Consider the following 22,309-nt stretch of genomic DNA (forward strand, 5'->3'; position numbering starts at 1 on the left):
AAGGATTAATTATGCCGGATAAGCGCTTTTGATTAAAAACGGCGACTTCCACAGCAAGAAATAAAATCGGGAAAGCTGAATCGCTTTATGCGTTTATACCCTGAGCCATTCGCTAGCGAGTTCATATTCATTATCGGACAGATAAGAGAGAAGGTTTGATATGGCCGATTCGACTTATACGCCCCCCAGTCTTTTTCTTGCCACCCTGGCCTTATCGCTGGCGACATTTATGCAGGTGCTTGATTCCACGATCGCGAATGTCGCCTTGCCGACCATCGCCGGGAATCTGGGCGTCAGCTCTGAACAGGGAACATGGGTCATCACGTCCTTTGCCGTATGTAATGCTATCGCGCTTCCGATCACCGGCTGGCTTACCCGGATATTCGGCGAGCTCCGGCTTTTTATTATATCCGTGGCCTTGTTTACCTTAACGTCTTTTCTTTGTGGTTTCGCGCATTCCATGACGGAATTAGTGATTTTCCGGGCATTACAGGGATTCTTTGCCGGACCGTTATTTCCCATGTGTCAGACATTGCTGCTGGTTATTTTTCCGCAGGCCAAGCGCAGTATGGCATTATCCATTCTCGCCATGGTAACGGTCGTTGCGCCGATAGTCGGCCCTATTACCGGGGGATGGTTGACCGACAGTTATTCATGGCCGTGGATATTTTACATTAATGTCCCTATCGGTATATTCGCCACTATTGTTGTCTGGCGCCAGCTAAAAGGACGCGTCGAAAAAACGAGTAAGGTGCCTGTTGATTATATCGGTATTGCGTTTCTGGTGATTGGCGTCGGCTGCTTGCAAATCGTTCTGGATAAGGGGAACGATGCGGACTGGTTCGAGTCACCGTTTATCGTGACCTTTTCAATTATTTCCGCCATCGCCATCGTCGCCTTTTTGATCTGGGAATGGACGGACAATAATCCGATCGTTAATTTAAGGTTATTCGCCGACCGTAATTTTACCTTTGGAACCGTCTCTCTGGTGCTGAGTTTTTCTGGGTTCTTCGCGATAAATTTACTTTTACCGCAATGGCTTCAAACCCAGATGGGGTATACCGCCATTTGGGCCGGTCTCGCCGCCGCGCCGATGGGAATACTCCCCCTCGTTCTTTCTCCGCTTATTGGAAAGTATGCCAACAAGGTCGATCTGCGTTGGTTGTCTACGATCTCATTTTTAGTGATTGGCGCGTCATGTTTTATGCGCGCCAGGTTCAATACGGATGTGGATTATAGCCATATTGCGCAGGTGCAACTCTTTATGGGAATAGGCGTTGCGTTCCTGTTTATGCCGCTTACCACTATTCTACTGTCCAATTTAAAGGGCGCAGATATTGCCGAAGGATCCGGGCTGGCAACCTTTTTGCGAGTGCTGGGCGGCAGTTTCGCCTCATCGCTGACGACGTGGATCTGGAAACGGAATGAATCAATGCATCATGCCAATTTGTCGGAACATGTCACGCCCTATTCGCCAAACGCCATTGATTATTTTAATAAACTCGGCGGAGCGAGCCAGGAAAGCCTTGCCCGCATCGATTCCATCGTGGAAAAACAGGCCTATATGTTGTCTACCATCGACTATTTCACCTTTTTGGGCGCGGCCTTTTTTCTGTTGGTCATCATTATCTGGCTGGCAAAGCCGCCGTTTATGTCTGAAGATCCGCACGCCTCAGTCCGGCAGGGCTAAATCGCCGGTTAAGACATTGGGAAGGGCGGCCAGCACGGAAGAGGGGACCAGCAGCTTCACCTCGCGGGTTCCGCCGCCCATGATGAGCACGGGTTGACGTAACACCTGATTATCAATCAGCAGCGGCCAGTCGGCGGGCAGGCCGAAAACCGTAATCCCGCCGGGAACCATGCCGGTCAGCTCGGTGGATTTCTCCGTGCGGGCAAAGGAAATACGTTGCGCCGCCAGCAATTGCTTTATCGCGCCGTTGATGTCCAGACGTTGTGCGCCCGTGGAGACCGCGGCGGCGTAGGCTTCCAGGCCGTTCTTTTTAAATTTCAGTATCAGCGTGTTGGCGCAGGATGCCGGCGGATACCCGTAGCGCTCGCAGAAAACGCGCGTATCGGAGGCCTCGCTGTCGACGATAAAAGCCTGAAGCGATAAAGGCGTGATCTGTTGCAGCACATGGGCGGGGATCCTATCTTGCAACCGTTGGGGATCGATGATTGCTTCCTGATGAGCCGGCGTGAATGGACTTATCGCCGGGCGGTTGTTTTGCGTCATTAATTGCACCTTTCTGCGTCGGTTAATCGTGTTCTGCTTGTCGCGCGCGGTCCGGCGGGGACGAGGCGGTCATGTTTTTGCCATATAAAAATTGCGAAATGTGTTTTTCCAGCGTCGGCGTTTCGGTCAGAAACCCGTCATGTCCGTAGAGCGAGTCAATTTCAGCAAACTGCGCACCCTTTATATGTTGCGCCAGGTATCGTTGTTCTCGGATGGGGAAGAGAATGTCCGACCCGATCCCGATAATCAGGGTTTTTGCCGCGATGTTTCTCAGCACGCGCTGCGGATTGCTTCGCTTTCTGCCGATATTGTGGGTGTCCAGGGCATAAAGCAGGCACCAGTAACAATAGGCGTCGAATCGCCGGATAAATTTTTCGCCCTGATGACGTTGGTAGCTCGCGGCCGGAAAACTATCCAGCTTATGCCGATCGTGGCTCCGCTGGGTATGAAGGTAGGTGTCGAAACAGCGATAGGATAACAGGGCGATACTTCTGGCGGCCTGCAAGCCGGCCATCCCGCCGTTAGGATCGATGCCGTCAAAGGTTTTATCGGCCAGCAGGGCCAGCCGCTGGCTTTCATTGAAGGCGATCGCCCAGGGCGAGCTGACGGCATTGGCGGATAACAGCACCATTTGCCGTATCCGCCGGGGCTCGCTGATGGCCCATTCCAGCGCCTGCTGCCCGCCCATGGAGCCGCCGATAAGTAAAAAAATGCAGTCTATGCTCAGATAATCGGCGAGCAGACTGTGGGCGAAGACCATATCCCGGATAGTTATGGGTGGAAAATCATGCAGATAAGGTCTGCTGGTCGACGGGTTAAGACTTTGCGGGCTGGTTGAACCATAGGGCGAACCGGGTACATTGGCGCAGATGATGAACCAGCGCTCGGGATCAAAACATTTGCCGGGGCCGACCAGTCCGGGCCACCAGGCGGTCACATCCGAACTTCCCGTCAGCGCATGACAAACCCATATCACATTCGAGCGGTCGGCATTCAGCGTTCCGCTGGTGTGAAAAACGATATCAATCCCCTGAAGAAACGAACCGTTCTCCAGCGGAAAGGGGGAAGCTGAATGAAAGTGATGGCGCGTCATCATAGGCTTGTCAGGTTATTTACTGGCGTTGAACGCCTGTTCGATATCCGACTTCAGATCGTCAATATGCTCAATCCCGACCGAAAACCGCAGTCCGGCGGGCGTCACCCCGGCGGCGATTTGCTGCTCATCGCTCAACTGCTGATGCGTGGTGGCCGAGGGCTGGATAATCAAGGTCTTCGCGTCGCCGACATTCGCCAGATGGGTAATCAGCCGTAGGCCGTCGATAAAACGGCTGGCGCGCGCCTTACCGCCTTTGACTTCCACGGACAGTATGCTGCCGAATCCATTTTTCAGGTATTTATGGGCAATATCGTATGCCGGGCTGGCGGGCAACCCCGGATAGTTCACGCTTTCCACTTCCGGATGTTGTTCCAGCCAGCGGGCCAGTTCCAACGCGTTACTCACATGGCGTTCGACGCGCAGCGAGAGCGTTTCCAGCCCTTGCAACAGCAGGAAGGCGTTAAAAGGCGACAGCGACGGGCCGAAATCACGCAGCCCTTCGACTCTGGCGCGGATAATAAACTGAATGTTGCCCAACTCGCTGCCGGGGCCGAAAGCCTCGTTATACACCAGACCGTGATAGGCTTCCGACGGCGTCGAGAATTGCGGGAATTTGCCGTTGCCCCACGGATAGTTGCCGCCATCCACGATCACGCCGCCGATGCTGTTGCCATGCCCGCCGATCCATTTGGTGGCGGACTCCACCACTACATGCGCGCCATGCTCAAGGGGACGAAACAGGTAGCCGCCGGCGGCAAAGGTATTGTCCACCACCAGCGGCAGGTTATATTTTTGCGCCAGCTCGGCGAACTGGTCGAAATCAGGGAAACTCAGACGCGGATTGCCGATGGTTTCAAGATAGATCGCTTTAGTGTTTTCATCGATCAGGCTTTCAAAGCTTTTCGCATTGTCATCCGCGGCGATACGCGCTTCCACGCCCAGGCGCTTAAACGAGAGATTGAACTGCGTCCAGGTGCCGCCGTACAAAGAAGGGGAGGAGATGAAATTGTCGCCGGCCTGCAAGATATTGTTCAGCGCGATAAATTGCGCGGCCTGACCGGATGCCACCGCCAATGCGGCGACGCCGCCTTCCAGCGCGGCGATACGCTTTTCGAACACATCGGTGGTGGGATTTTGGATTCGGGTATAGATATTGCCGAATTCACGCAATGCAAACCGATCGGCGCCCTGCTGGGCATTCTCGAAAGCGTAAGAGGTGGTCTGATAAATAGGCACCGCCCGCGCGCCGGTCGTGGGATCCGGCTCCTGGCCGGCATGAAGTTGCAAGGTCTCGAATTTCAGGGATGCCATAAAATTTTCTCAATAGAAGTGAGAGAATGAGAGCATCAGGTAAACATAGCCGGGATTATTTGTTAACTGACTAAAAGGGATATTGATTGTTACTTTCGTTCTATGCTTTTTTAACGCGCGCACGTCATTATTATTCCTCTCTATTTCTATTTCCGCTCAGGCGTGCTAATAGCGATATTACGCAGGGCAAGATCGCGAACATAAATTACCCATTCGGTTATCAATGCGTTGATATTGCGTTCAAATACGATCTGATACCCGCTTTTAGGGCGCATTCCCGCCATCTCCCCGTCATCTCCGCCAATAACCCTGTCGTCTCCGCCAATAACCTCGTCATCCCCGCCAATAACCTCGTCATCCCCGCCAATAACCTTGTCATCTTCGCCAATAACCCATCGTCTCCGCCAATAACCCCATCATCTCCGCCAATAACCTCGTCATCCCCGCGGCAGTAGGCGGGGATCGCTTACTGAAACCGTAGACCGTCATTGACTGATTCCCGCCGGGAATGACAAAAAATCAACACTCGTGCGGTCGCCCTGCGATATTACGCCGGCTTGACCAAATCTTGATGGTTTCTTCATTATTCCTTGTTAAATTCAGTTTTTAATAAGCGCTAAAGACGTTGGCTATTATTATGCATGATTGGATGCGCCGAATAATATGATTCGAATATGAATTTAATAGCCAGTTTTTTTGATTGATTGGCTTTATCTCATTATCTACGCATCATATTTAATATCACAAGGTTTTTATCGTGTCTCAAATAGTGGCTCCTCTGCAAAAAAATAGCATCGCTAACGGTCGGCAATTAATGATGTCATTAATTAATGGCGAATTCATACCGGGAAAACCATGGAAAAAAAGTCTTTTCCGCCTGAAATTTCTATGCCGTTCGTTATTTTGTTGGCGTATCACCACCGGTCTTGCAGATACGTTGGCCTCCAATTTTCTGATGGAACAGATCCTCCAGGCGCAACCCAACTTGCCCTGTAAGTTACATCGTCCCTACCTGACGGCGAAAATGAGTAAACTTGAAGGCTTATTTGCGTTACGCGATCACTACGCCCTGATAGCGCAACGCATGCCTTTGAATTTGCTGGTGGCATGTTTAAATGAAGATCCTGTGGTGGTTGCAAAAGCGTTAGATAAACAGGGTAATGAGGTGATGCTGAAAATATCCTCCATCGATCACCTGAATAAAGAGGGGGAAGTCACTTTATCAGCCTGTGACGCCAACGGCGTCGTTTTAGCGAAAATTACCTTTACCCTGATGAATTATTGCCAACAGCCCACGATATTCATCGGTGGTTTGCAGGGCGCGGATAAACATGTTCCTCATGCTGAAATTCATCAGGCGACCAAAGCATGCTATGGACTCTTTCCCAAACGACTGGCGCTCGAGGGAATTTGTTCATTAGGGCATTATCTTGGCATTAACCAAATTATCGCCGTGGATAATGCCGGCCATATTTATCAGAACTGGCGTTATCACCATAAGAAGAAAGACGAGCTTCACGCCGACTATGATCAATTCTGGTTATCTATCGGCGGTCGACAAATGACTTGCGGCTATTTTCAACTGCCGCTGCGCATTGCGCGCAAGCCGATTGAAAGCATCGCCAGCAAGAAGCGCGCTGAGTACCGTCGGCGTTATCAGTTGCTTGATGAACTGGATTGCGCGATGTCCGAATGTTTCTCCGGCGAGGAACGTCAATCTTCACACTCGCCTGACGACGCAGGGGATTGGCCGTAGGGCGACTGATTTGTCGCATCGCGCGGGCTGTTAATGTTGTTGTGTTATTTCCATTTTGTTAATTGTTATTTCAGTTATGTGATATAAAAAGACGTAATTTGTATAAACATTGATTGAAAAGCCATTGAACAGGGCTGATTCCGCCACCTACAATCGTCGCCTGATGAAATTGATTAGCAGGGAAATTATTAGGTGGAGATCTCACGTAGGTCATTTGTATTGAGCGCGGGGGCGGCCACGCTCTGCTCGGCGCTGGGCGGCTGGTCGACAAGCGTTTTCGCCCAGACGGCGACGCCGGTAAAAGGCGGCACCATCCGCGTGTTCCTCAACCAGCCCACCGTGCTGGTCAGCGCGGTCAGTTCGGCCGGGCAGACCGCGCTGATTTCACCCAAAATCTTCGACGGTCTGGTGGAATACGACCAGTATATGGCGCCGCATCCGCGTATGGCGACATCGGTCGCCATGTCGGAGGATGCCAAAACCCTGACCATCGTGCTGCGCGAGGGATTAAAGTGGCATGACGGGCAGCCCATCACCTCGGCCGACGTGGCGTTTTCCGCGCTGGAGGTGTGGAAGAAATTCCATTCGCGCGGACGTTCCACCTATGCGGCCCTTGAACGCGTCGATACGCCGGACGCGCTTACCAGCGTATTCCATTTCTCCCGACCCTCGGCTTTCGTGATGAATGCGCTCTTCGCCGCCGAGGCGCAGGTGGTACCCAGCCATATCTATCAAGGCACCGATATTCTGAAGAATCCGGCCAATACGGCGCCGGTCGGCTCCGGCCCGTATCGTTTCGTCGAATGGAAACAGGGCGAATATATCCTGCTGGAAAAGAACCCCGACTATTGGGCCAAGGATGAACCCTATGCCGATCAGATCGTCGCGTTGCTGGTGCAGGACAGCTCGGCCCGCGCCGTCGCTTTTGAAGCGCAGGAAGTCGATGCCGCCGGCGGCATTCCGGTGTCGATGGCCGATGCGCGCCGGCTGGCGGCGCTGCCCTATATCGAGATACCGGAAACCGGTTATGAAGCCTTCGGCAACAATAATTTCGTCGAGGTAAATCTGCGCCGCCCCTATCTTCAGGACGTGCGGGTGCGTCGGGCGCTGCTCCATGCGCTCGATCGGGATTTCATGCTGAAGAACGTCTATTTCGGCTTCGGCACGGCGGCGACCGGGCCGGTGCCGGCGACGATGAAAACCTTCTACACCGCGGACGTACCGACCTACGGTTTCGACCCGCAGCAGGCCAAAGCGCTGCTGGACGAGGCCGGATTCAAGCCCGACTCGCGGGGCAAACGCCTGAGTCTAACCATCGACCCCCTGCCGAGCGGCGATCTTTATTCTGCGGCGGCGGCCTATATGAAGCAGGCTTTCGCCGTGATCGGGGTGGAGCTGAACATCCGTTCGGGCGATATCGCCACCTATTACCGCCGCATTTATAGCGATTACGACTTCGACCTGACGTTTGCCGGCGCTTCGGCGCTGACGGACCCGACTATCGGCGTGCAGCGCTTTTTCTGGTCGAAAAACATCATCCCCGGCGTGCCGTTCTCGAATGGTTCCGGCTATGCCAATGCGGAAATGGACGCCATTCTGGAAGCGGCGGCGGCGGAGCCGAACCCGCAGAAGCGAGTGGCGCTGTTCCATCGCTTTCAGGCGCTGGCGGCGACCGATTTGCCGATCCTGCCGATTGCCGACGTTCCTTATTTCGCGGTCAAGAACAAGCGGCTGAAGAATACCGAGAACAGTCCGTTCGGCTTCGGCGGCAGCTTCTCGACCGCCTATATCGATGGTTGAGCAGGCGGGTATTCAACCGATGCAGGTGCGCTATGCCTGAATATCTCATTTTCCTCGTGCGGCGGGTATGCCAGGCGATACTGATCGTGGTCGGCATCGTGGTGGTCAATTTCGTGGTGCTGAATCTGGCGCCCGGCGATATGGCCGACGTGATGGCCGGACTCGACGGCGGCGGCGACGCCGGGTTCGCCGATCAACTGCGCAGGCAATATGGTCTCGACCAGCCGCTGTTGATGCAGTTCGTCAGCTATGTGCGAAATCTGCTGACGTTCGATCTCGGTTACTCCTTCACCCGGCATATGCCGGTGCTGGATGCCGTCATGGAACGCCTGCCGGCGACCCTGCTGCTGATGGGCGTGGCGATCGGCATCGCCTTCGTGGTCGGCGCGCTGTTGGGCATGATCGCCGGCAGCCATGCAGGCAAACCGCTTGATACGGTGATCTCGCTGCTGGCGTTGTTGGGCTATGCGACGCCGCTGTTCTGGCTCGGATTGTTGCTGATCCTGCTGTTTACCATCCATCTGGGCTGGCTGCCTTCCGGCGGCATGAAAACCATCGGGATGCGCGGCGATATTTATGCGCAATGGCTGGATGTGGCGAAGCATCTGATTTTGCCGGCGCTAACGCTGTCGGTGTTCTACCTGGCGATTTTCGCCCGGCTGATGCGCTCCTCGGTGATTGAGGCGATAGGGCAGGACTATGTGCGCACCGCGCGCTCAAAGGGCATGAGCGAAATCGGCGTCTTTCTCAATCATGTCGGCGCGAATGCGATATTGCCGGTGCTGACCATGCTCGGTCTCCAGATCGGCGGCATGCTGGGGGGATCGGTGGTGGTCGAAACGATTTTCAGTTGGCCGGGGCTTGGGCGTCTGACCTATGATGCGATTTTTTCCCGCGACCTGACGCTGTTGCTCGGCATTCTGTTCCTCTCGTCGGTCTGCGTGGTCATGACCAATCTTGTCGTCGATCTGCTGTATAACTGGATCGACCCGCGTATAGGGCTGAAATAATGACGACGGCAAGCGAAATCGCCCCAACCGGATGGCGCTCGCGTCTGTCGCGCTGGCGTTTCGTCACGCTATCGGGCGCGGCGATCCTGCTGCTGATCACGCTGGCGGCGCTGAGCGCCGGGCTGATCTGGCCCGCAGGGCCATGGGTGCAGGTGGCGGAGCCGCTGATTCCGCCTTTCGTGCGCGCGGACTTGCCGCTCGGCACCGACGGACTTGGCCGCAACGTGGCGGCGATGCTGGTGTATGGCGCGCGCGTATCGCTGCTGATCGGCATCGCGTCGACGGCGGCGGCAACGCTGCTGGGCATTTTGATCGGCGCCGTGGCCGGTTACGTGCGCGGCGTGGTCGATGACCTGTTAATGCGCTTTACCGAGATTTTTCAGACCATCCCGAGCTTCATGTTCGTCATCGTGCTGATGGTGATCTTCACCCCCACCGTCTACACCATCACCCTGGCCATCGCCATCGTGTCATGGCCGCCGGCGGCACGGCTGGTGCGCGGCGAATTCATGACCCTCTCTAAGCGCGAATTCGTGCAGTCCTGCCGCCTGATCGGCATGCATCCGGCGCGTATCATCTTTACGGAAATTCTGCCTAACTGCCTCTCTTCCGTGGTGGTGATCGCCTCGGTCATGGTGGCTTCCGCGGTGTTGATCGAGGCCGGTTTGTCGTTCCTCGGCCTGGGCGATCCGAATATTGTCTCATGGGGCGGCATGGTGGCGCAGGGCAAGCCGATGATCCGCTCCGCGGCCTATCTCTCCATTGTCCCCGGTCTCGCGATCTTTGTGCTGGTGCTGTGCATCAACATCGTAGGCGAGGGACTGAACGACAGATTAAATCCCAGGCTGCGCCGCCGTTGAACGGCGCGCCGACCTGTTACGTTAAAGGACTTAGCATGATGAACACCGCCCTGCAAGATCTGGAGCAGCGCCTCGCATGGGAGCGTGAAACCCTCTCTTATCCGGATCGGGTTTGGCCGCGCGCGCGCACGGATGAAAGCGGCGAGCCGGTTCTCGATGTTTTGCTGATCGGCGCGGGTCTGGCCGGGATCGCCATCGCCATCCGGCTGCTGCGGATGGGCATCGCCAATTTCCGTCTTTATGATGAAAATCCCGCCGGACGGGAAGGCCCCTGGGTGACCTATGCGCGCATGGTGTCGCTGCGCACCGACAAGCGCCTGCATGGCCCTGACGGCGGCTTCCCCTCGGCTACCTTCCGCGCCTGGTATGAGGCGCAGTTCGGCGCCGAAGACTATGCGCGGCTCTCCCTGATCCCGAAGGAACAGTGGATGGATTATCTCGTCTGGCTGCGCAAAGCTTTTGCCCTGCCGATCGTCAACGACACCAGGATACTGAGTCTGACGCCGCACCCTCACGGCTTGCGGGTTGAGCTTGACGGTCCGCAGGGGCGGCGCGTCGTCGTGGCGCGCAAGGTGGTCGCGGCTACCGGTCTGGCGGGCGCGGGCGGCGGGCGCGTGCCTTTCGATATGTCGGGCATTGACCCCGCGCGCTGGAAGCACAGTCGCGATGTTTTCGACTTTGCGCCGCTGCGCGGCAAGCGCGTGGCGGTGATCGGCGGTTCCGCTTCCGCGCTCGACAATGCGGCGGCGGCGCTGGACGCGGGCGCCGCGCAGGTCGACCAGTTTATCCGCCGCCGGCAGCATCCCGAACGCAACGTGCTGCGCTATCTGGAGTTCGCCGGTATGTTCCGCAGTTTTATCTTGATGCCGGACGACCTGCGGCTCGAGATCGCCCGCACGTCGATGGAAAATGCGGTGCCGCCTCCGCTCTGGTCGATCGAACGCTGCCAGGCCTATGAAAACTTCGCGCTGCGCATGGGGCTGGGATGGCGCTCCCTGCGGCAGGAAGGCGACGAAATCGTGATTGCCCTGACGGATGGGCGTGAACAGCGGGCGGACTTTATTATTTTCGGCACCGGATTCGAGGTTGATCTGAGCAAGGTCGATTACCTTCAGGAACTCGCCGCCGATATTCTGCGCTGGCGCGATGCGGCGAAATTGGGCGATGACGCCATCGACCAGAGCATCGGCCGTCATCCCTATATCGGTCCTTATTTCGAATGTCGAGGCCGTTCGCCGGCGTCAGACAAGATCTTGTCGAATCTGATCATCGCCAATCCGGCGGCGGTGGTCAGCGCCGGGCCGAGCGCCGTCGGGATAAACGGCTGCCCGTTCTCCAGCGCCCGCATTGTCGAGGGCATCGTCCAATCGCTCTATCTGGAGGATGCTGCCTGGTTCGTTGAGGGGCTGGCGGATTTCGAGCATTCGGAGTTTACCGGTCTCTCTAATCAGGGGGAGATCGCTGCAAAATGAGCCGTCTCGACGCGTTATCCGACCCGACTTCCGCGCCGCTGCTGAAGATTTCCGATCTCACCATTACGTTGCCCGCCAGCGGCGATCGGGTATTGGCGTTGCACAATGTCTCCCTTAGCGTGGCGCGCAACGAGATTGTCTGCGTGGTCGGCGAAAGCGGTTCAGGAAAATCCATCACCGCCAGCGCCATCGTGGGGCTGTTGCCGCCCGGCGTCCGTGTCGAGTCCGGGCGCATCGAGCTGGAAGGCGTCGATCTGCTGGGCCTGCGCCGCAATGAAATGCGCAAGATCCGCGGTCCGCGCATCGGCATGATCTTTCAGGAACCGATGACCGCGCTCAATCCGCTCAAACGCATCGGGGCGCAGATCGGCGAAATGTTCCGCCTGCATCGCCGGATGTCGCGCGCCGCCAGACGCGAGGCGGTCATCAGTCTGTTGCAGGACGTCCATATCGCCGAGCCGGAGCAGGCCTATATGGCTTATCCGCACCAGCTTTCCGGTGGGCAGCGACAGCGCGCGATGATCGCGATGGCGATGGCGCTCGAACCGGATCTGCTGATTGCCGACGAACCCACCACGGCGCTGGATGTGACCACTCAGGCGCAGATCCTCAGGTTGATTCGCGAATTGCAGCAGCGCACCGGCACCGGGGTGCTGTTTATCACCCATGATTTCGGCGTGGTGTCCGATATCGCCGACCGGGTGGTGGTGCTGAAACAGGGGCATATTGTCGAGCAGGGGAGCGCGGATCGCGTGCTGGGCGCGCCGGAACATCCCTATACCCGCGCGCTGATGGACGCGGTGCCGGATATGGCGCCGCCGCCTCGCCGCGCCGTCGTCAAGGCGCAACCGCTGATTGAGGTGCGGGATCTCAGGAAGACTTTCGGCAGCGCGGGGCTGTTCGGCCGCGGGCGGGTGGTGCAGGCGCTGCGGGGCATCAGCTTTTCGCTGGCCGCCGGACGTTCGCTGGGCATCGTCGGCGAAAGCGGATCCGGCAAATCGACGCTGGCGCGCACGCTGGTGCGTTTGCTCGACCCCGATAGCGGTCAGGTGCGGCTGGGCGAACTCGATTATACCGCCTTGTCGCGCGCCGAGCTGCGGCGGCATGCCGGCGAGATTCAAATGGTTTTTCAGGATCCTTACGCTTCGCTCAATCCGCGTCGCACCGTGGGCGATCTTATCGCGCAACCGCTGACCGTGCGCGGTACGCCGCGCGCCGAGGCGCTGGCGAGGGTGGCCGATCTGCTGCAACGGGTCGGCCTTGACGCGAAGGCGACCGACCGTTTCCCCCACGAGTTTTCCGGCGGACAGCGCCAGCGCATCGGCATTGCGCGCGCGCTGGCGCTGCATCCGAAAATTTTGGTGGCGGATGAGGCGGTGTCGGCGCTCGACGTGTCGATACAGGCGCAGGTTTTGCAATTGCTGATCAGCTTGCGCGACGAGCTGGGACTGGCGATGGTGTTCATTACCCACGATCTGCGGGTGACGGCGCAGGTTTGCGATGAGATCGCGGTCATGCAGCACGGCGAGATTGTCGAGTATGGGCCGACCGCTGAGATATTCGCTAATCCGCAACACGCCTATACCCGGCTGCTGCTGTCGTCCGCGCCGGGAGGCGGACGGCTTTATCGGACGGCGGCCGGTTCTCTCTTTCCCCCTTCAACCGAGGAACAGTGACATGAGTGGAAAACAGCAGGGCCGGGTGGCTATCGTCACCGGCGGCAACCGGGGGATCGGCGAAGCGATTGCGCGCCGGCTGTCTGCGGAAGGGGCGATCGTGGCGATCACCCATCATCGCGACGAAAGCGCGCAACAGGCGGCGGCGCTGGCGCAGGAGCTGGGCGCGGCCGAGGGGCGGGCGCTGGCGTTACAGCTTGACGCTTTCGATCCCCATGCGGTGGTCGCCGTTATCGACCAGGTGGCGGCAACCTTCGGCCGCCTCGATATCCTGATCAGCAATGCCGCGCTCGGTAATAATGCGCTGGCGGCGGACGTGACGCTGGATGAACTGGAGCAAGCCATCGCCGTCAATATTCGCGCCCCCTTTGTCGGCGCGCAGGCGGCCGCGCGTCACATGAAAGAGGGCGGCCGCATCATTTCCATCGGCACAACCAATGCGGTGCGCGTGCCGCGTCAAAGCCGCGCCGCCTACGCCACCACCAAATCCGCGCTGGTGGGGATGACCAAGGCGATGGCCCATGATTATGCCGAACAGGGCATCACGGTAAACCTGATCAATCCCGGCCCGACCAAGACCGGCATGATCGGCGCCTATGATTCGCCGCGCGTCCAGCAGATGCTGACCTTCTGCGCAATCAAGAAACTGGCTATGCCGGAAGACATTGCCGGGCTGGTCGAGTTCGTCGCCCGTGAAGAAGCGTGGTTCATTACCGGCGCGGTGATGGCGGTCGACGGCGGTTATACGGCCTGAAGCCGGCGAGCGGATAGCCGCACGCCATTTAAAAAAACGGCATCATCAATCCTTGAGGCGGGGTTCTAAGCTTTTCTACTATGCGTATTTCCCTCTTGTCGCTCATTTGTTAATGATGTGTTTCTTTCGGGTTTCATCATATTGGGAGACAGCATGGAGATATACTGGTATCTCACGGCGCCGGACGGCCCGCGGCCCTGGACCGCCTCGGGCAGTCGTCAGGTCGACTACGCCTACTTTCAGCAGATCGCCCGCGCCGTCGATCATCTGGGCTTTACCGGCGCGCTGCTCGCCACCGGCGCTCACGACCCCTGGATTCTGGGCGCATCGCTGATCCCCTACACGGAACGGATGAAGTTTCTTATCGCCATTCAGCCAGGCTTAATTTCACCGACGCTGCTGGCCAAGATGGCCGTCACGTTCAACCAGTTTTCCAAAGGGCGGGTGCTGCTCAATGTGGTGAGCGGGGATAAAAATACGCTCGGCGCTTACGGATTGCACCTTGACCACGACGAACGCTACGCGCTGAGCGACGAATTTTTGCAGGTGCTGCGTCCGCTGCTGGCCGAGGAAACCGTCACCTTCGAGGGGCGGCATCTGCATATCGATAACGCCCGGCTGGCCTTGAGCAACGGCGGCTATACGCCGCCGCAGCTGTGGTTCGGCGGATCGTCGGAAGCGGCGCAGGAAGTCGCGGCGAAGCACATCGATACCTATCTGTCATGGGGCGAAACGCCGCCGCAGGCGGCGGAGAAAATCGCCCAGGTTAAGGCGCGCGCTGAAAAACACGGGCGTCGCTTGCGGTTCGGCATTCGCCTTTACGTCATCGTGCGCGAAACCGATGAACTGGCGTGGCAGGCCGTCGACGCGCTCTACGCCAGCATGGACGACGAGGCTATCGAGGCGCGGCAACAGCTCGCCAGCGGCTCCGACTCTATCGGCCAGTCGCGGATGAGCGCATTGCACAATAACCGAAAACCCGCCGACCCGCGCGAGCTGGAGATTTATAGCGGCCTGTGGGCCGGCATCGGTCTGGTGCGGCCGGGGCCGGGTACCGCCATCGTCGGTAGCCCGGCAACCGTCGAACGTACGCTGCGCGCCTATCAGGAGGCGGGCGTCGAGGTGTTTATTCTTTCGGGGTTTCCCCTGCTGGAAGAAGCCTATCGTTTCAGCGAACTGGTGTTGCCGCGTCTGGCGCTTGCGCCGGCAGCGGATAACGCCGATAACATTTTTACCTGGGGCAACCTGTGGGATCGTCCGGTCGGGGGTAAGGCAGAATGAAAATACGTCTTGGCAGCCATCCTAATAACTTGTCGCTGTTTATCCTGCGTCACCGCGCCGCGATCGAACCGCTGGCGGCGGCGCGCGGCTGGCAGGTGGAGTGGCTGGATTATCAGGAGGGCGCGCGCAGCGGCGAGTGGCTGGCGGCAAACCGCGTCGATGTGGTCGGCACGGGGTCGACTCCGCCCATCACCGCGCAGACGACGGGGCTGGCGGTGGCCTATCTCGCCGGTTCGCCGCCGCGCGACGCCAGTTGCGCGCTACTGGCGCGCGCCGGGCAGGATCTGACCTCGCTGCGCGGCAAGCGGCTGGCGGCGATGGTAGGGTCTTTTACCGATCATTTCCTTGCCCGCCTGCTGCATAAGCAGGGTTTACAGCGCGATGACGTTCAGTTGCTGGATATTCAGGGACAGCCCGCGCTGGACGCGCTGCTCGGCGGTGAAATCGACGGCTGGCTGGCGATTGATCCCTGGCTTACCCGCGCCCGCGCCGCGCCGGATATCGTGACGCTGGCGTCGGTGGGGGACGAGATCGTCAATCGCTCGCTGTTCTGGACGCGTCAGGCGTGGCTGGAACTTCATCCCGACGTCGCCGCCTGGGTGGTGCAAATACTGGAGGAAAACGATCGCTGGATTGTGCAGAATATTGACCTCGCCGCGGATTTGCTGGCTCGGCACCTTAATCCCGCCATTCATGCGACGGAGTGGCGACAGAGTCTGGCGGCGCGTCCGTGGGGGATTACGCCTGCCGACGACGCGCTAATCGCCGAACAGCAGCGGCAGGCGGACGACCTTTTTGCGGTGGGTTTCATTCCCGCCGCCTTAACGCTTTCACATCGGAGAACAGCATGATATCCCGGATGACTCGCATCGCGCTTGGCGCGTTGCTGCTTTGCGCCGGCGCGGCCCACGCCGCCGAAACCATCACGTTACGCATCGGTTTTCTGCACGGCCCCACCGATCTGGCGCTGGCGAAGGAAAAAGGCACGTTGGAAAAAGCGCTGGCGGCCCATCAGGTCAAGGTGGTGTGGGCGGGGCCGTTCTCCGCCGCCGCGCCCGCTTATGAAGCGCTGAACGCCGGCTCGATCGACCTTACCACCGGCAGCTCCACGGCGTTCGTCACCGCCATCGCCGCCGGTTCGCCGCTGCGTTTCTTCGCGTATCAGGCGATGCCCGCCGACGGCGAAGGCATCGTGGTGCGCAATGCCAGCGATATCCGTTCGCTTCACGACCTGCGCGGTAAAAAAGTGGCGGTGAACAAAGGCGGCACCGGCGAATATCTGCTATCCCGCGCGTTAAGCAGCGCCGGCATTGCGGAAAACGAGGTGCAAAAATCCTATCTCAGCCCGTCGGACACGGGCAGCGCCTTTGTCGGCGGCCACGTTGACGCCTGGGCGGTCTGGGATCCCTTCCTGTCGCTGGCGCAGCAGAGCTACGACGCGCGGCTGTTGAGCAACGGCAAGGAAGTCGGTTCGGAAAACGCCGCCGGCTATTTCGTCAGCGAGACCTTCTATCGCGCCCATCCGCAGGTGCTGACGTGGATTTATGAGGTGTTGCAGCAGGAGAACGCCTGGGCCAAAGCGCATCCGCTGGAGGCGGGCAAAATCTGGGCGGCGCAAATGGGGCAGTTGGGCGAGGGGCTGGCGGAACAGCTCGGCCGCGTCAACACCGTGCCGGTCACGCCGGTGGATGACGACGCCATCGCCCATATCGAGCACATCGCCGACTGGTATCTGCAACAGGGACTGATCGCCAAACGCCCGGATATTCGTCAACACGTCGTCACCCTCGCGCCCTGAGGAGTTACGTCGGCCCGCTTGCAGGTAAATCAACGCGGGCCGCCGTGAGGAGGAGGACTACAGAGAGCCGATCTCCGCCTCCACCTCTTCAAGCGCCACAATCCGGCGTTCAGCGGCGGCCCGCGTTGCCGCCTCGGCCATGATCTGGGCGCGCAGACCGTCATACACGCCGGGAACCGCCATGGCTTTCGGCGTGCCGAAATCACGCACAAATTGGGCAAATGTCCGGATGGCGGCGGCATAGCTGGGCGCCATACGTATCATCGGATCTTTCGGCAATCCTTCCGTCAGCACCTTGTCATCAAAAATGCGCATTACGCTGCCTTCCGTGATACGCGAGGATTCCGCCAGCCCGGCGGTACCGAATACCTCGATTCGGTCATCATAGCCATACACGGCGCGACGCGCGTTATCGATCTGGCAAAGCGCGCCGCTGGCGGTGCGCAGGGTGACCATCGCGGTATCCACGTCGTTGGCTTCCAGAAATACCGGGTCGGCGATGACCGAACCGAATGCGGAAACCTCGGTTATCTCCTCTCCGGTTAGCCAGCGCGCCAGGTCAAAGAAATGGATCATCTTGTCGTAAAACAGGCCGCCGGATACCCGGAGATACGCCAGGGAAGGAACGGCGTTCGGGCCGCGGGATGTGATTTGCACGGTTTGTAACCGACCAAGCCGCCCCTGCGCGATGTCCGCCTGTATCGCGGCATGGTTACGATCGAAGCGACGGTTAAAACCGACCATCACCTGATGTTGTCCTTCACCCAGTTCACGCAATGTATTACCGGCTTCCGCCAGCGTGGACGCCAGCGGTTTTTCACAATAGACTTTTTTACCCGCCCGCACTGCCGCCAGCATGAGCGGACAATGGGTTTCCGTTGAGGATGCGATGATCACGGCATCAATATCATCGGCCGCAATAATGGCTTCCGCGTTCGGTAGCACGCGCGCGTTATGCTGCGCCGCGATGGCCGCCGCGCGCGTCGACAGCGGATCGGCCACGGCGACGATGCGGGCAAAAGGGTGGTTCTGCAAATGACGGGCATGCACCGAGGCGATGCGTCCGGCGCCGATAAGTCCGATGGAAATCAATGGGTACTCCTGTTGCTAAAATAATGATGGGCAATAGCGGTAAAGCGCGCATGAATGATTGAGCCGGCTTAGCCGACATCCATCGGCAGTTCGGGGTTATCAGCCCATTCCGATAGCGAGGCGTCGTACAGCGCGACATCCGGATGGCCCAGTAAGTTCAGCGCAAAGACCACTGCGCTGGCCGCTACGCCATGACCGCAATAGGCAATCACTTTTTTACTGTCCAGACCGAGGGCGGAGACGTTGGCGCGCAGTTGATCGCGCGGAAGAAAAGTGCCGCTATCCGTCGCGAACAGGCTGGCGGCGGGGAGGTTGCGACTGTCGGTAATCCGTCCGGCCCGGCCATAATTGTTGCCTTCCAGACCGGCAAACTGCGCCGGCAGCCGCGCGTTGAGAAGACAAATCCGCTCATCGCCGATAGCGGCCAGCACGTCATCCCGCCGAGCCACCAGTTGCGGACGCGCTTTCGCGGTGAACCGGCCCGCGTTCGGCCGTCGGCCAGATCCGCTTTCCAACGGCCGATTTTCGCGTTGCCACTTCCCAAACCCGCCATCCAACACGGCGGCGTTGTCAAAACCAAAAACGCGCAACAACCACCAGACGCGAGTCGCCCACCAGGGGTCGGCGCGGGAGTAAAGCACCACGCGTACGCCGGGACGAACGCCAAAGCGCGTCATCGCGGCGGCAAAGGCTTCCGGCGTGGGCAACATATATTTATAGCGATGCGTGTTATCGGATAAATCATTTTGTACATCAATGAATTGCGATCCGGGGATGTGGCTGGCCGCAAAATCTTTGCGCGCCGGTTCAGCGCGATATACCGACTTGGCATCCGGCAGCAAACGGGTGGTGCAGTCAAAAATCAGCACGTCGGGGTCGGTCAGTCGGGTGGACAACCATGCCGTACTGACCAGAGATTCAGGTTGGGAGAGCGTCATTATTTTATGTCCGATATGATCACAGTACTTTAGCCAGAAACGCCTGGGTGCGGGGATCCTGTGGATTATCAAAGAATTCCCGGGGGGTATTGCTTTCGACGATGCGCCCTTTGTCGGTGAAATAAATGCGATCGGCCACTTCGCGGGCAAAGCGCATTTCATGGGTCACCAGAATGCAGGTCATGCCGTCGCGGGCGACATCCTGAATGGTGGTCAACACCTCCTTGACCATTTCCGGATCAAGCGCCGCGGTGACTTCATCAAACATCATGACTTCAGGGTTCATGCACAGCGCCCGGGCAATCGCCACCCGCTGCTGCTGCCCGCCGGACAGTTCGCCCGGATAGGCGTCCGCCTTGGCTTCCAGATGGACTTTCGCCAGTAACCGGCGGGCTCTGGCTTCAACGTCCCGCGTCGGCTGTTTGAGCACCTGAATCGGCGCCATCATGATGTTTTCCAGTACGGTACGATGGGGAAACAGGTTATAGCTCTGGAAAACCATGCCGACTTTGCGCCGCAGCGTCAGCGCATCCAGTCTGGCATCGTTGACCTCGGTATCGCCGACTTTAATCGAACCGGAATCGATCGGTGCCAGCGCGTTGATACAGCGCAGCAAGGTCGACTTGCCCGATCCTGACGGACCGATAATGCAGACGATTTCCGAACGGGCGACGGACAGTGAAATGCCGCTCAGCACTTCAGTGTCGCCGAAGGATTTGTGGACATCGGTTAGGATCACCTGTGCGGGTGAAGCGTGTGTATCAGTCATTAGCGGGTTCCAAATTGCCATGTCCGCTCCAGGCGGCGTGAAAACAGGGAGATCGGAAAAACAAACGCAAAGAAAAGCACCAACGTAATGCCATAGGCCGGCAGAATCAGACCCGGCCGGGTTTCGGTGGTCAGGATGGTCTGGGTAACCGTCATGATCTCCTGTACCCCGACGACGTTGGCAAGCGATGTCGCCATAATGACCGAACAGTAGAGATTCATGGCCGGCGGCACCATCTGACGCAGCGCCTGAGGCAAGATGATCTTGAGCGTGGTGCGGACGGGGCCGAAGGCGAGCGCCGCGGCCGCCTCCCATTGCGTGGTCGGTATTGATTTCAACCCGCCGCGTACAATCTCCGAAGTGTAACCGCTGACCGGGATCGCCAGCGCCACCACGGCTTTGATCCAGTCAGGGAAACTCAGCCAGGTTCCGGCTATTTTGATTTCGAACGGCAGCAGGAACATCACGTAAAACATGATGACCAACCAGGGGCTGTTGCGGAAAAACAACGTCAGCAAACGCGCCGGCATGCGAATAATGGCCATGCGCGTCATTTGCGCCGCCCCCAGCAAGGTTCCGGCCAGTACGCCGATAATCATGCTGAATACGGAGATCAGCAGGTTCAGACCAAAACCTTTCAGGATCAACGGCAGCCAGGGAAATAAAATGGCGAAAGCGCTCTGCGGCGGAAAAATCGTCTCTATGATATTCATCGTCCAAGCCCCGGAACCTTCAACCACTGCTCAAGCATTTTCACCAGTAAGGTAAAAATGGTCATGAGTCCCAAATAACTCAGCAGCACCACATTCATCATTTCGACCACATTAAAGTGCTCGGTCCAGATTTCATGGGCGACATACAGCGCCTCCGGCACCGCAATGGCGTAGGCGAGCGCGGTGCTTTTGACTATCTGGGCCATGTTGTTGCCCAATGCGGGCAGACTGATGCGCAACGCCAGCGGCAGTATGATATGCAGCATGGCCTTGGCGCGGCCGTAGCCGAGCGACTCGGCGGCCTCGATCGTGGTGCGCGGCACCGCTTCGATACCCGCACGCAGGATTTCCGTGACGAAGGCGCCGTATTGCAGCGATAGCGCAATAACCACGAACTGAAACGGCGATATCAACGGCAGCTCGCCGTTAGGCCCGTAGGTGGAGAGGTGGAAATAAGAGCCTATGCCAAAAAATAAAAAATAGAGCTGGGCCAGTCCCGGCGTATTACGAAAGAATTCGACATAGGCCGTTATCAACCAGCGCAGCGCACGCAGGCGGGCTTGTCTGGCAAACACGCACAGCAGGCCGATCAGCATGGAACCCATCAGCGCTCCGATCGCCAGCTTAACGGCCAGGACAAGCCCGGCCAGATATTTCCTCGCTTCCCAGGCGTTATAAAACAACGAGAAGTTCCATCCCGTCTGTTCATTTAACGCTTTAAACCACTCGGCAATATAAAACATCAATTCGCTTCTTCATGTGCTTTTAACGCAAACGGCGCCGGTTTAAGCCCCCACTTTTTCGCCAGTTCGATGATGGTTCCTTGCTTATTCCAGTCTTTGATTACGTCGGAGCTGAACTGGGTATATTCAGGTTCGTTAAAACGCACGGCCAGACCCCATGGGCCTTCGGTGAAGGGGGCCAGATCCTGAATGACGTAATCTTTCCAGATGCCGTCTTTATCGTTAAGGAAACGCGACTGGAGGTAGCTATCATCGGAAACCAGGGCAGGGCAGCGGCCGTCACGTAAAGACTGGTCTACTTCCTGCTGGGTCTGGAAGGCGATAATGTTGGCGCCGAATTTTTGCTCCAGCGGCAGGTTCCAGCTTGAGCCCTGATTGCTGCAAATGGGTTTGCCCTTCACGTCTTCCCAGCGGGAAAAGGTCACGCTTTTCTTGGTGAGCAGCGCCGGGCCTGCCGCGTAGTAGTACGGCTCGACAAATTGCACCAGCTTTTTGCGTTCTTCCGTCACGGTCAGCGAGGTAAACAGGATGTCGCATTTGCCTTGTTGCAGGAATTGCACTCGGTTGGCAGGCAGCACCGGAACCAACGTGGTTTTAATCTCTTTACCCAGACGACTGGACAAGCGCTGGGTGAAGTCGTTCAGCAGATCGATATGCAGCCCCTTGGCTACGCCAGAGGAGTCAAGGAACGCCAGCGGGGGATTGTTGACATTGGTGCAAACCGAAATAACGCCCCGATCGGCAATTTTTTCCAGAACATTAGCCTGCGCCGGATTGGGAATAAAGGCGGTCGCCAGCAAACCGCCGCCTAGAATCATCAGTGAATTTAGCGTTGTTTTTGACATATAATCAACTTACCCTGGGTTGGCGGAGTTTTACTCTGCGCTATTTGGTGAACGAGGTGGCCTGAGCCTCCCTCTGGTACAAGGAATTTAGAAGTTTTCGCTCTTTTGTGTCAATAAAATCAACATTACATTAAGTTGTATATATATCAACATTTCACATAA

At 57.8% G+C, this 22,309-nt stretch carries 20 protein-coding genes; 11 read left to right on the plus strand and 9 right to left on the minus strand.

The window, feature by feature from the left end; genetic code table 11:
- Positions 1-160 precede the first annotated feature (160 nt).
- Positions 161-1,690, plus strand: coding sequence for a DHA2 family efflux MFS transporter permease subunit (locus tag ABRZ28_RS08600; RefSeq protein WP_330520018.1), 1,530 nt, complete (start codon positions 161-163; stop codon positions 1,688-1,690).
- On the opposite strand, the gene ABRZ28_RS08605 is transcribed toward ABRZ28_RS08600, so the two are convergent.
- The 3 genes from ABRZ28_RS08605 to ABRZ28_RS08615 are packed head-to-tail and all read right to left on the minus strand — an operon-like array spanning position 1,673 to position 4,631.
- Complete coding sequence (locus ABRZ28_RS08605) at positions 1,673-2,233, minus strand: YbaK/EbsC family protein (protein WP_330520019.1); 561 nt, start codon at positions 2,231-2,233, stop codon at positions 1,673-1,675. The genes ABRZ28_RS08600 and ABRZ28_RS08605 overlap by 18 nt on opposite strands.
- A gap of 22 nt (positions 2,234-2,255) precedes the next feature.
- On the minus strand, positions 2,256-3,329 hold the full coding sequence (locus tag ABRZ28_RS08610) for a homoserine O-acetyltransferase family protein (protein ID WP_330520020.1): 1,074 nt from the start codon (positions 3,327-3,329) through the stop codon (positions 2,256-2,258).
- 12 nt (positions 3,330-3,341) lie between these two features.
- Positions 3,342-4,631, minus strand: coding sequence for an O-acetylhomoserine aminocarboxypropyltransferase/cysteine synthase family protein (locus ABRZ28_RS08615; protein WP_330520117.1), 1,290 nt, complete (start codon positions 4,629-4,631; stop codon positions 3,342-3,344).
- A gap of 766 nt (positions 4,632-5,397) precedes the next feature.
- On the opposite strand from ABRZ28_RS08615, the gene ABRZ28_RS08620 reads away from it, so the two are divergent.
- From ABRZ28_RS08620 to ABRZ28_RS08665, 10 genes are all read left to right on the plus strand, one after another.
- Complete coding sequence (locus ABRZ28_RS08620) at positions 5,398-6,396, plus strand: VirK/YbjX family protein (protein WP_413556103.1); 999 nt, start codon at positions 5,398-5,400, stop codon at positions 6,394-6,396.
- A 192-nt stretch (positions 6,397-6,588) separates the two neighbouring features.
- A complete protein-coding gene (locus tag ABRZ28_RS08625) occupies positions 6,589-8,196 on the plus strand; it encodes an ABC transporter substrate-binding protein (protein WP_330520021.1) in 1,608 nt (535 codons plus the stop codon).
- A gap of 32 nt (positions 8,197-8,228) precedes the next feature.
- Positions 8,229-9,206, plus strand: coding sequence for an ABC transporter permease (locus ABRZ28_RS08630; protein WP_330520022.1), 978 nt, complete (start codon positions 8,229-8,231; stop codon positions 9,204-9,206).
- On the plus strand, positions 9,206-10,066 hold the full coding sequence (locus tag ABRZ28_RS08635; protein WP_330520023.1) for an ABC transporter permease: 861 nt from the start codon (positions 9,206-9,208) through the stop codon (positions 10,064-10,066). Before ABRZ28_RS08630 ends, ABRZ28_RS08635 begins: the two co-directional genes overlap by 1 nt.
- 35 nt (positions 10,067-10,101) lie before the next feature.
- Complete coding sequence (locus ABRZ28_RS08640; RefSeq protein ID WP_330520024.1) at positions 10,102-11,538, plus strand: NAD(P)-binding domain-containing protein; 1,437 nt, start codon at positions 10,102-10,104, stop codon at positions 11,536-11,538.
- On the plus strand, positions 11,535-13,214 hold the full coding sequence (locus ABRZ28_RS08645) for an ABC transporter ATP-binding protein (protein ID WP_330520025.1): 1,680 nt from the start codon (positions 11,535-11,537) through the stop codon (positions 13,212-13,214). The genes ABRZ28_RS08640 and ABRZ28_RS08645 overlap by 4 nt, the downstream gene beginning before the upstream one ends.
- A 1-nt stretch (position 13,215) precedes the next feature.
- Entirely contained in the window at positions 13,216-13,968 is a 753-nt protein-coding gene (locus tag ABRZ28_RS08650) for an SDR family NAD(P)-dependent oxidoreductase (protein ID WP_319603060.1), read from the plus strand.
- A gap of 153 nt (positions 13,969-14,121) precedes the next feature.
- Entirely contained in the window at positions 14,122-15,249 is a 1,128-nt protein-coding gene (locus ABRZ28_RS08655) for an LLM class flavin-dependent oxidoreductase (RefSeq protein WP_330520026.1), read from the plus strand.
- Positions 15,246-16,100: an ABC transporter substrate-binding protein gene (locus tag ABRZ28_RS08660; protein ID WP_330520027.1), complete on the plus strand. Its 855-nt coding sequence runs from the start codon at positions 15,246-15,248 to the stop codon at positions 16,098-16,100. The genes ABRZ28_RS08655 and ABRZ28_RS08660 overlap by 4 nt, the downstream gene beginning before the upstream one ends.
- An 8-nt stretch (positions 16,101-16,108) precedes the next feature.
- Positions 16,109-17,047 (plus strand): aliphatic sulfonate ABC transporter substrate-binding protein, encoded by a 939-nt coding sequence (locus tag ABRZ28_RS08665; RefSeq protein ID WP_319603057.1) that lies wholly within the window; start codon positions 16,109-16,111, stop codon positions 17,045-17,047.
- Between the two features lie 57 nt (positions 17,048-17,104).
- On the opposite strand, the gene ABRZ28_RS08670 is transcribed toward ABRZ28_RS08665, so the two are convergent.
- From ABRZ28_RS08670 to ABRZ28_RS08695, 6 genes are all read right to left on the minus strand, one after another.
- On the minus strand, positions 17,105-18,139 hold the full coding sequence (locus ABRZ28_RS08670; RefSeq protein ID WP_319603056.1) for a Gfo/Idh/MocA family protein: 1,035 nt from the start codon (positions 18,137-18,139) through the stop codon (positions 17,105-17,107).
- Positions 18,140-18,207: 68 nt separating this feature from the next.
- Positions 18,208-19,077, minus strand: a complete 870-nt coding sequence (locus ABRZ28_RS08675) for a sulfurtransferase (protein ID WP_330520028.1) — start codon at positions 19,075-19,077, stop codon at positions 18,208-18,210.
- A 19-nt stretch (positions 19,078-19,096) separates the two neighbouring features.
- Positions 19,097-19,846 carry an amino acid ABC transporter ATP-binding protein gene (locus ABRZ28_RS08680; RefSeq protein WP_319603054.1) on the minus strand — a complete coding sequence of 250 codons (750 nt, stop codon included), beginning with the start codon at positions 19,844-19,846 and terminating at the stop codon, positions 19,097-19,099.
- Positions 19,846-20,559, minus strand: a complete 714-nt coding sequence (locus tag ABRZ28_RS08685; protein WP_319603053.1) for an amino acid ABC transporter permease — start codon at positions 20,557-20,559, stop codon at positions 19,846-19,848. The genes ABRZ28_RS08680 and ABRZ28_RS08685 overlap by 1 nt, the downstream gene beginning before the upstream one ends.
- Positions 20,556-21,302, minus strand: a complete 747-nt coding sequence (locus tag ABRZ28_RS08690; RefSeq protein ID WP_319603052.1) for an amino acid ABC transporter permease — start codon at positions 21,300-21,302, stop codon at positions 20,556-20,558. Before ABRZ28_RS08690 ends, ABRZ28_RS08685 begins: the two co-directional genes overlap by 4 nt.
- Complete coding sequence (locus ABRZ28_RS08695; protein ID WP_330520029.1) at positions 21,302-22,147, minus strand: transporter substrate-binding domain-containing protein; 846 nt, start codon at positions 22,145-22,147, stop codon at positions 21,302-21,304. Before ABRZ28_RS08695 ends, ABRZ28_RS08690 begins: the two co-directional genes overlap by 1 nt.
- Positions 22,148-22,309 lie beyond the last annotated feature (162 nt).

The organism is Brenneria sp. g21c3 (assembly GCF_040240345.1).
GTDB lineage: Bacteria > Pseudomonadota > Gammaproteobacteria > Enterobacterales > Enterobacteriaceae > Brenneria.

What these genes read in the sequence shown, in the direction of transcription:
- ABRZ28_RS08660 (WP_330520027.1), top strand. Translation starts at nt 15,246, where the DNA reads ATGAAAATACGTCTTGGCAGCCATCCTAATAACTTGTCGCTGTTTATC.
- ABRZ28_RS08635 (WP_330520023.1), top strand. Translation starts at nt 9,206, where the DNA reads ATGACGACGGCAAGCGAAATCGCCCCAACCGGATGGCGCTCGCGTCTG.
- ABRZ28_RS08645 (WP_330520025.1), top strand. Translation starts at nt 11,535, where the DNA reads ATGAGCCGTCTCGACGCGTTATCCGACCCGACTTCCGCGCCGCTGCTG.
- ABRZ28_RS08690 (WP_319603052.1), bottom strand. Translation starts at nt 21,302, where the DNA reads ATGTTTTATATTGCCGAGTGGTTTAAAGCGTTAAATGAACAGACGGGA.
- ABRZ28_RS08600 (WP_330520018.1), top strand. Translation starts at nt 161, where the DNA reads ATGGCCGATTCGACTTATACGCCCCCCAGTCTTTTTCTTGCCACCCTG.
- ABRZ28_RS08650 (WP_319603060.1), top strand. Translation starts at nt 13,216, where the DNA reads ATGAGTGGAAAACAGCAGGGCCGGGTGGCTATCGTCACCGGCGGCAAC.
- ABRZ28_RS08685 (WP_319603053.1), bottom strand. Translation starts at nt 20,559, where the DNA reads ATGAATATCATAGAGACGATTTTTCCGCCGCAGAGCGCTTTCGCCATT.
- ABRZ28_RS08605 (WP_330520019.1), bottom strand. Translation starts at nt 2,233, where the DNA reads ATGACGCAAAACAACCGCCCGGCGATAAGTCCATTCACGCCGGCTCAT.
- ABRZ28_RS08675 (WP_330520028.1), bottom strand. Translation starts at nt 19,077, where the DNA reads ATGACGCTCTCCCAACCTGAATCTCTGGTCAGTACGGCATGGTTGTCC.
- ABRZ28_RS08680 (WP_319603054.1), bottom strand. Translation starts at nt 19,846, where the DNA reads ATGACTGATACACACGCTTCACCCGCACAGGTGATCCTAACCGATGTC.
- ABRZ28_RS08655 (WP_330520026.1), top strand. Translation starts at nt 14,122, where the DNA reads ATGGAGATATACTGGTATCTCACGGCGCCGGACGGCCCGCGGCCCTGG.
- ABRZ28_RS08630 (WP_330520022.1), top strand. Translation starts at nt 8,229, where the DNA reads ATGCCTGAATATCTCATTTTCCTCGTGCGGCGGGTATGCCAGGCGATA.
- ABRZ28_RS08695 (WP_330520029.1), bottom strand. Translation starts at nt 22,147, where the DNA reads ATGTCAAAAACAACGCTAAATTCACTGATGATTCTAGGCGGCGGTTTG.
- ABRZ28_RS08640 (WP_330520024.1), top strand. Translation starts at nt 10,102, where the DNA reads ATGATGAACACCGCCCTGCAAGATCTGGAGCAGCGCCTCGCATGGGAG.
- ABRZ28_RS08610 (WP_330520020.1), bottom strand. Translation starts at nt 3,329, where the DNA reads ATGATGACGCGCCATCACTTTCATTCAGCTTCCCCCTTTCCGCTGGAG.
- ABRZ28_RS08665 (WP_319603057.1), top strand. Translation starts at nt 16,109, where the DNA reads ATGACTCGCATCGCGCTTGGCGCGTTGCTGCTTTGCGCCGGCGCGGCC.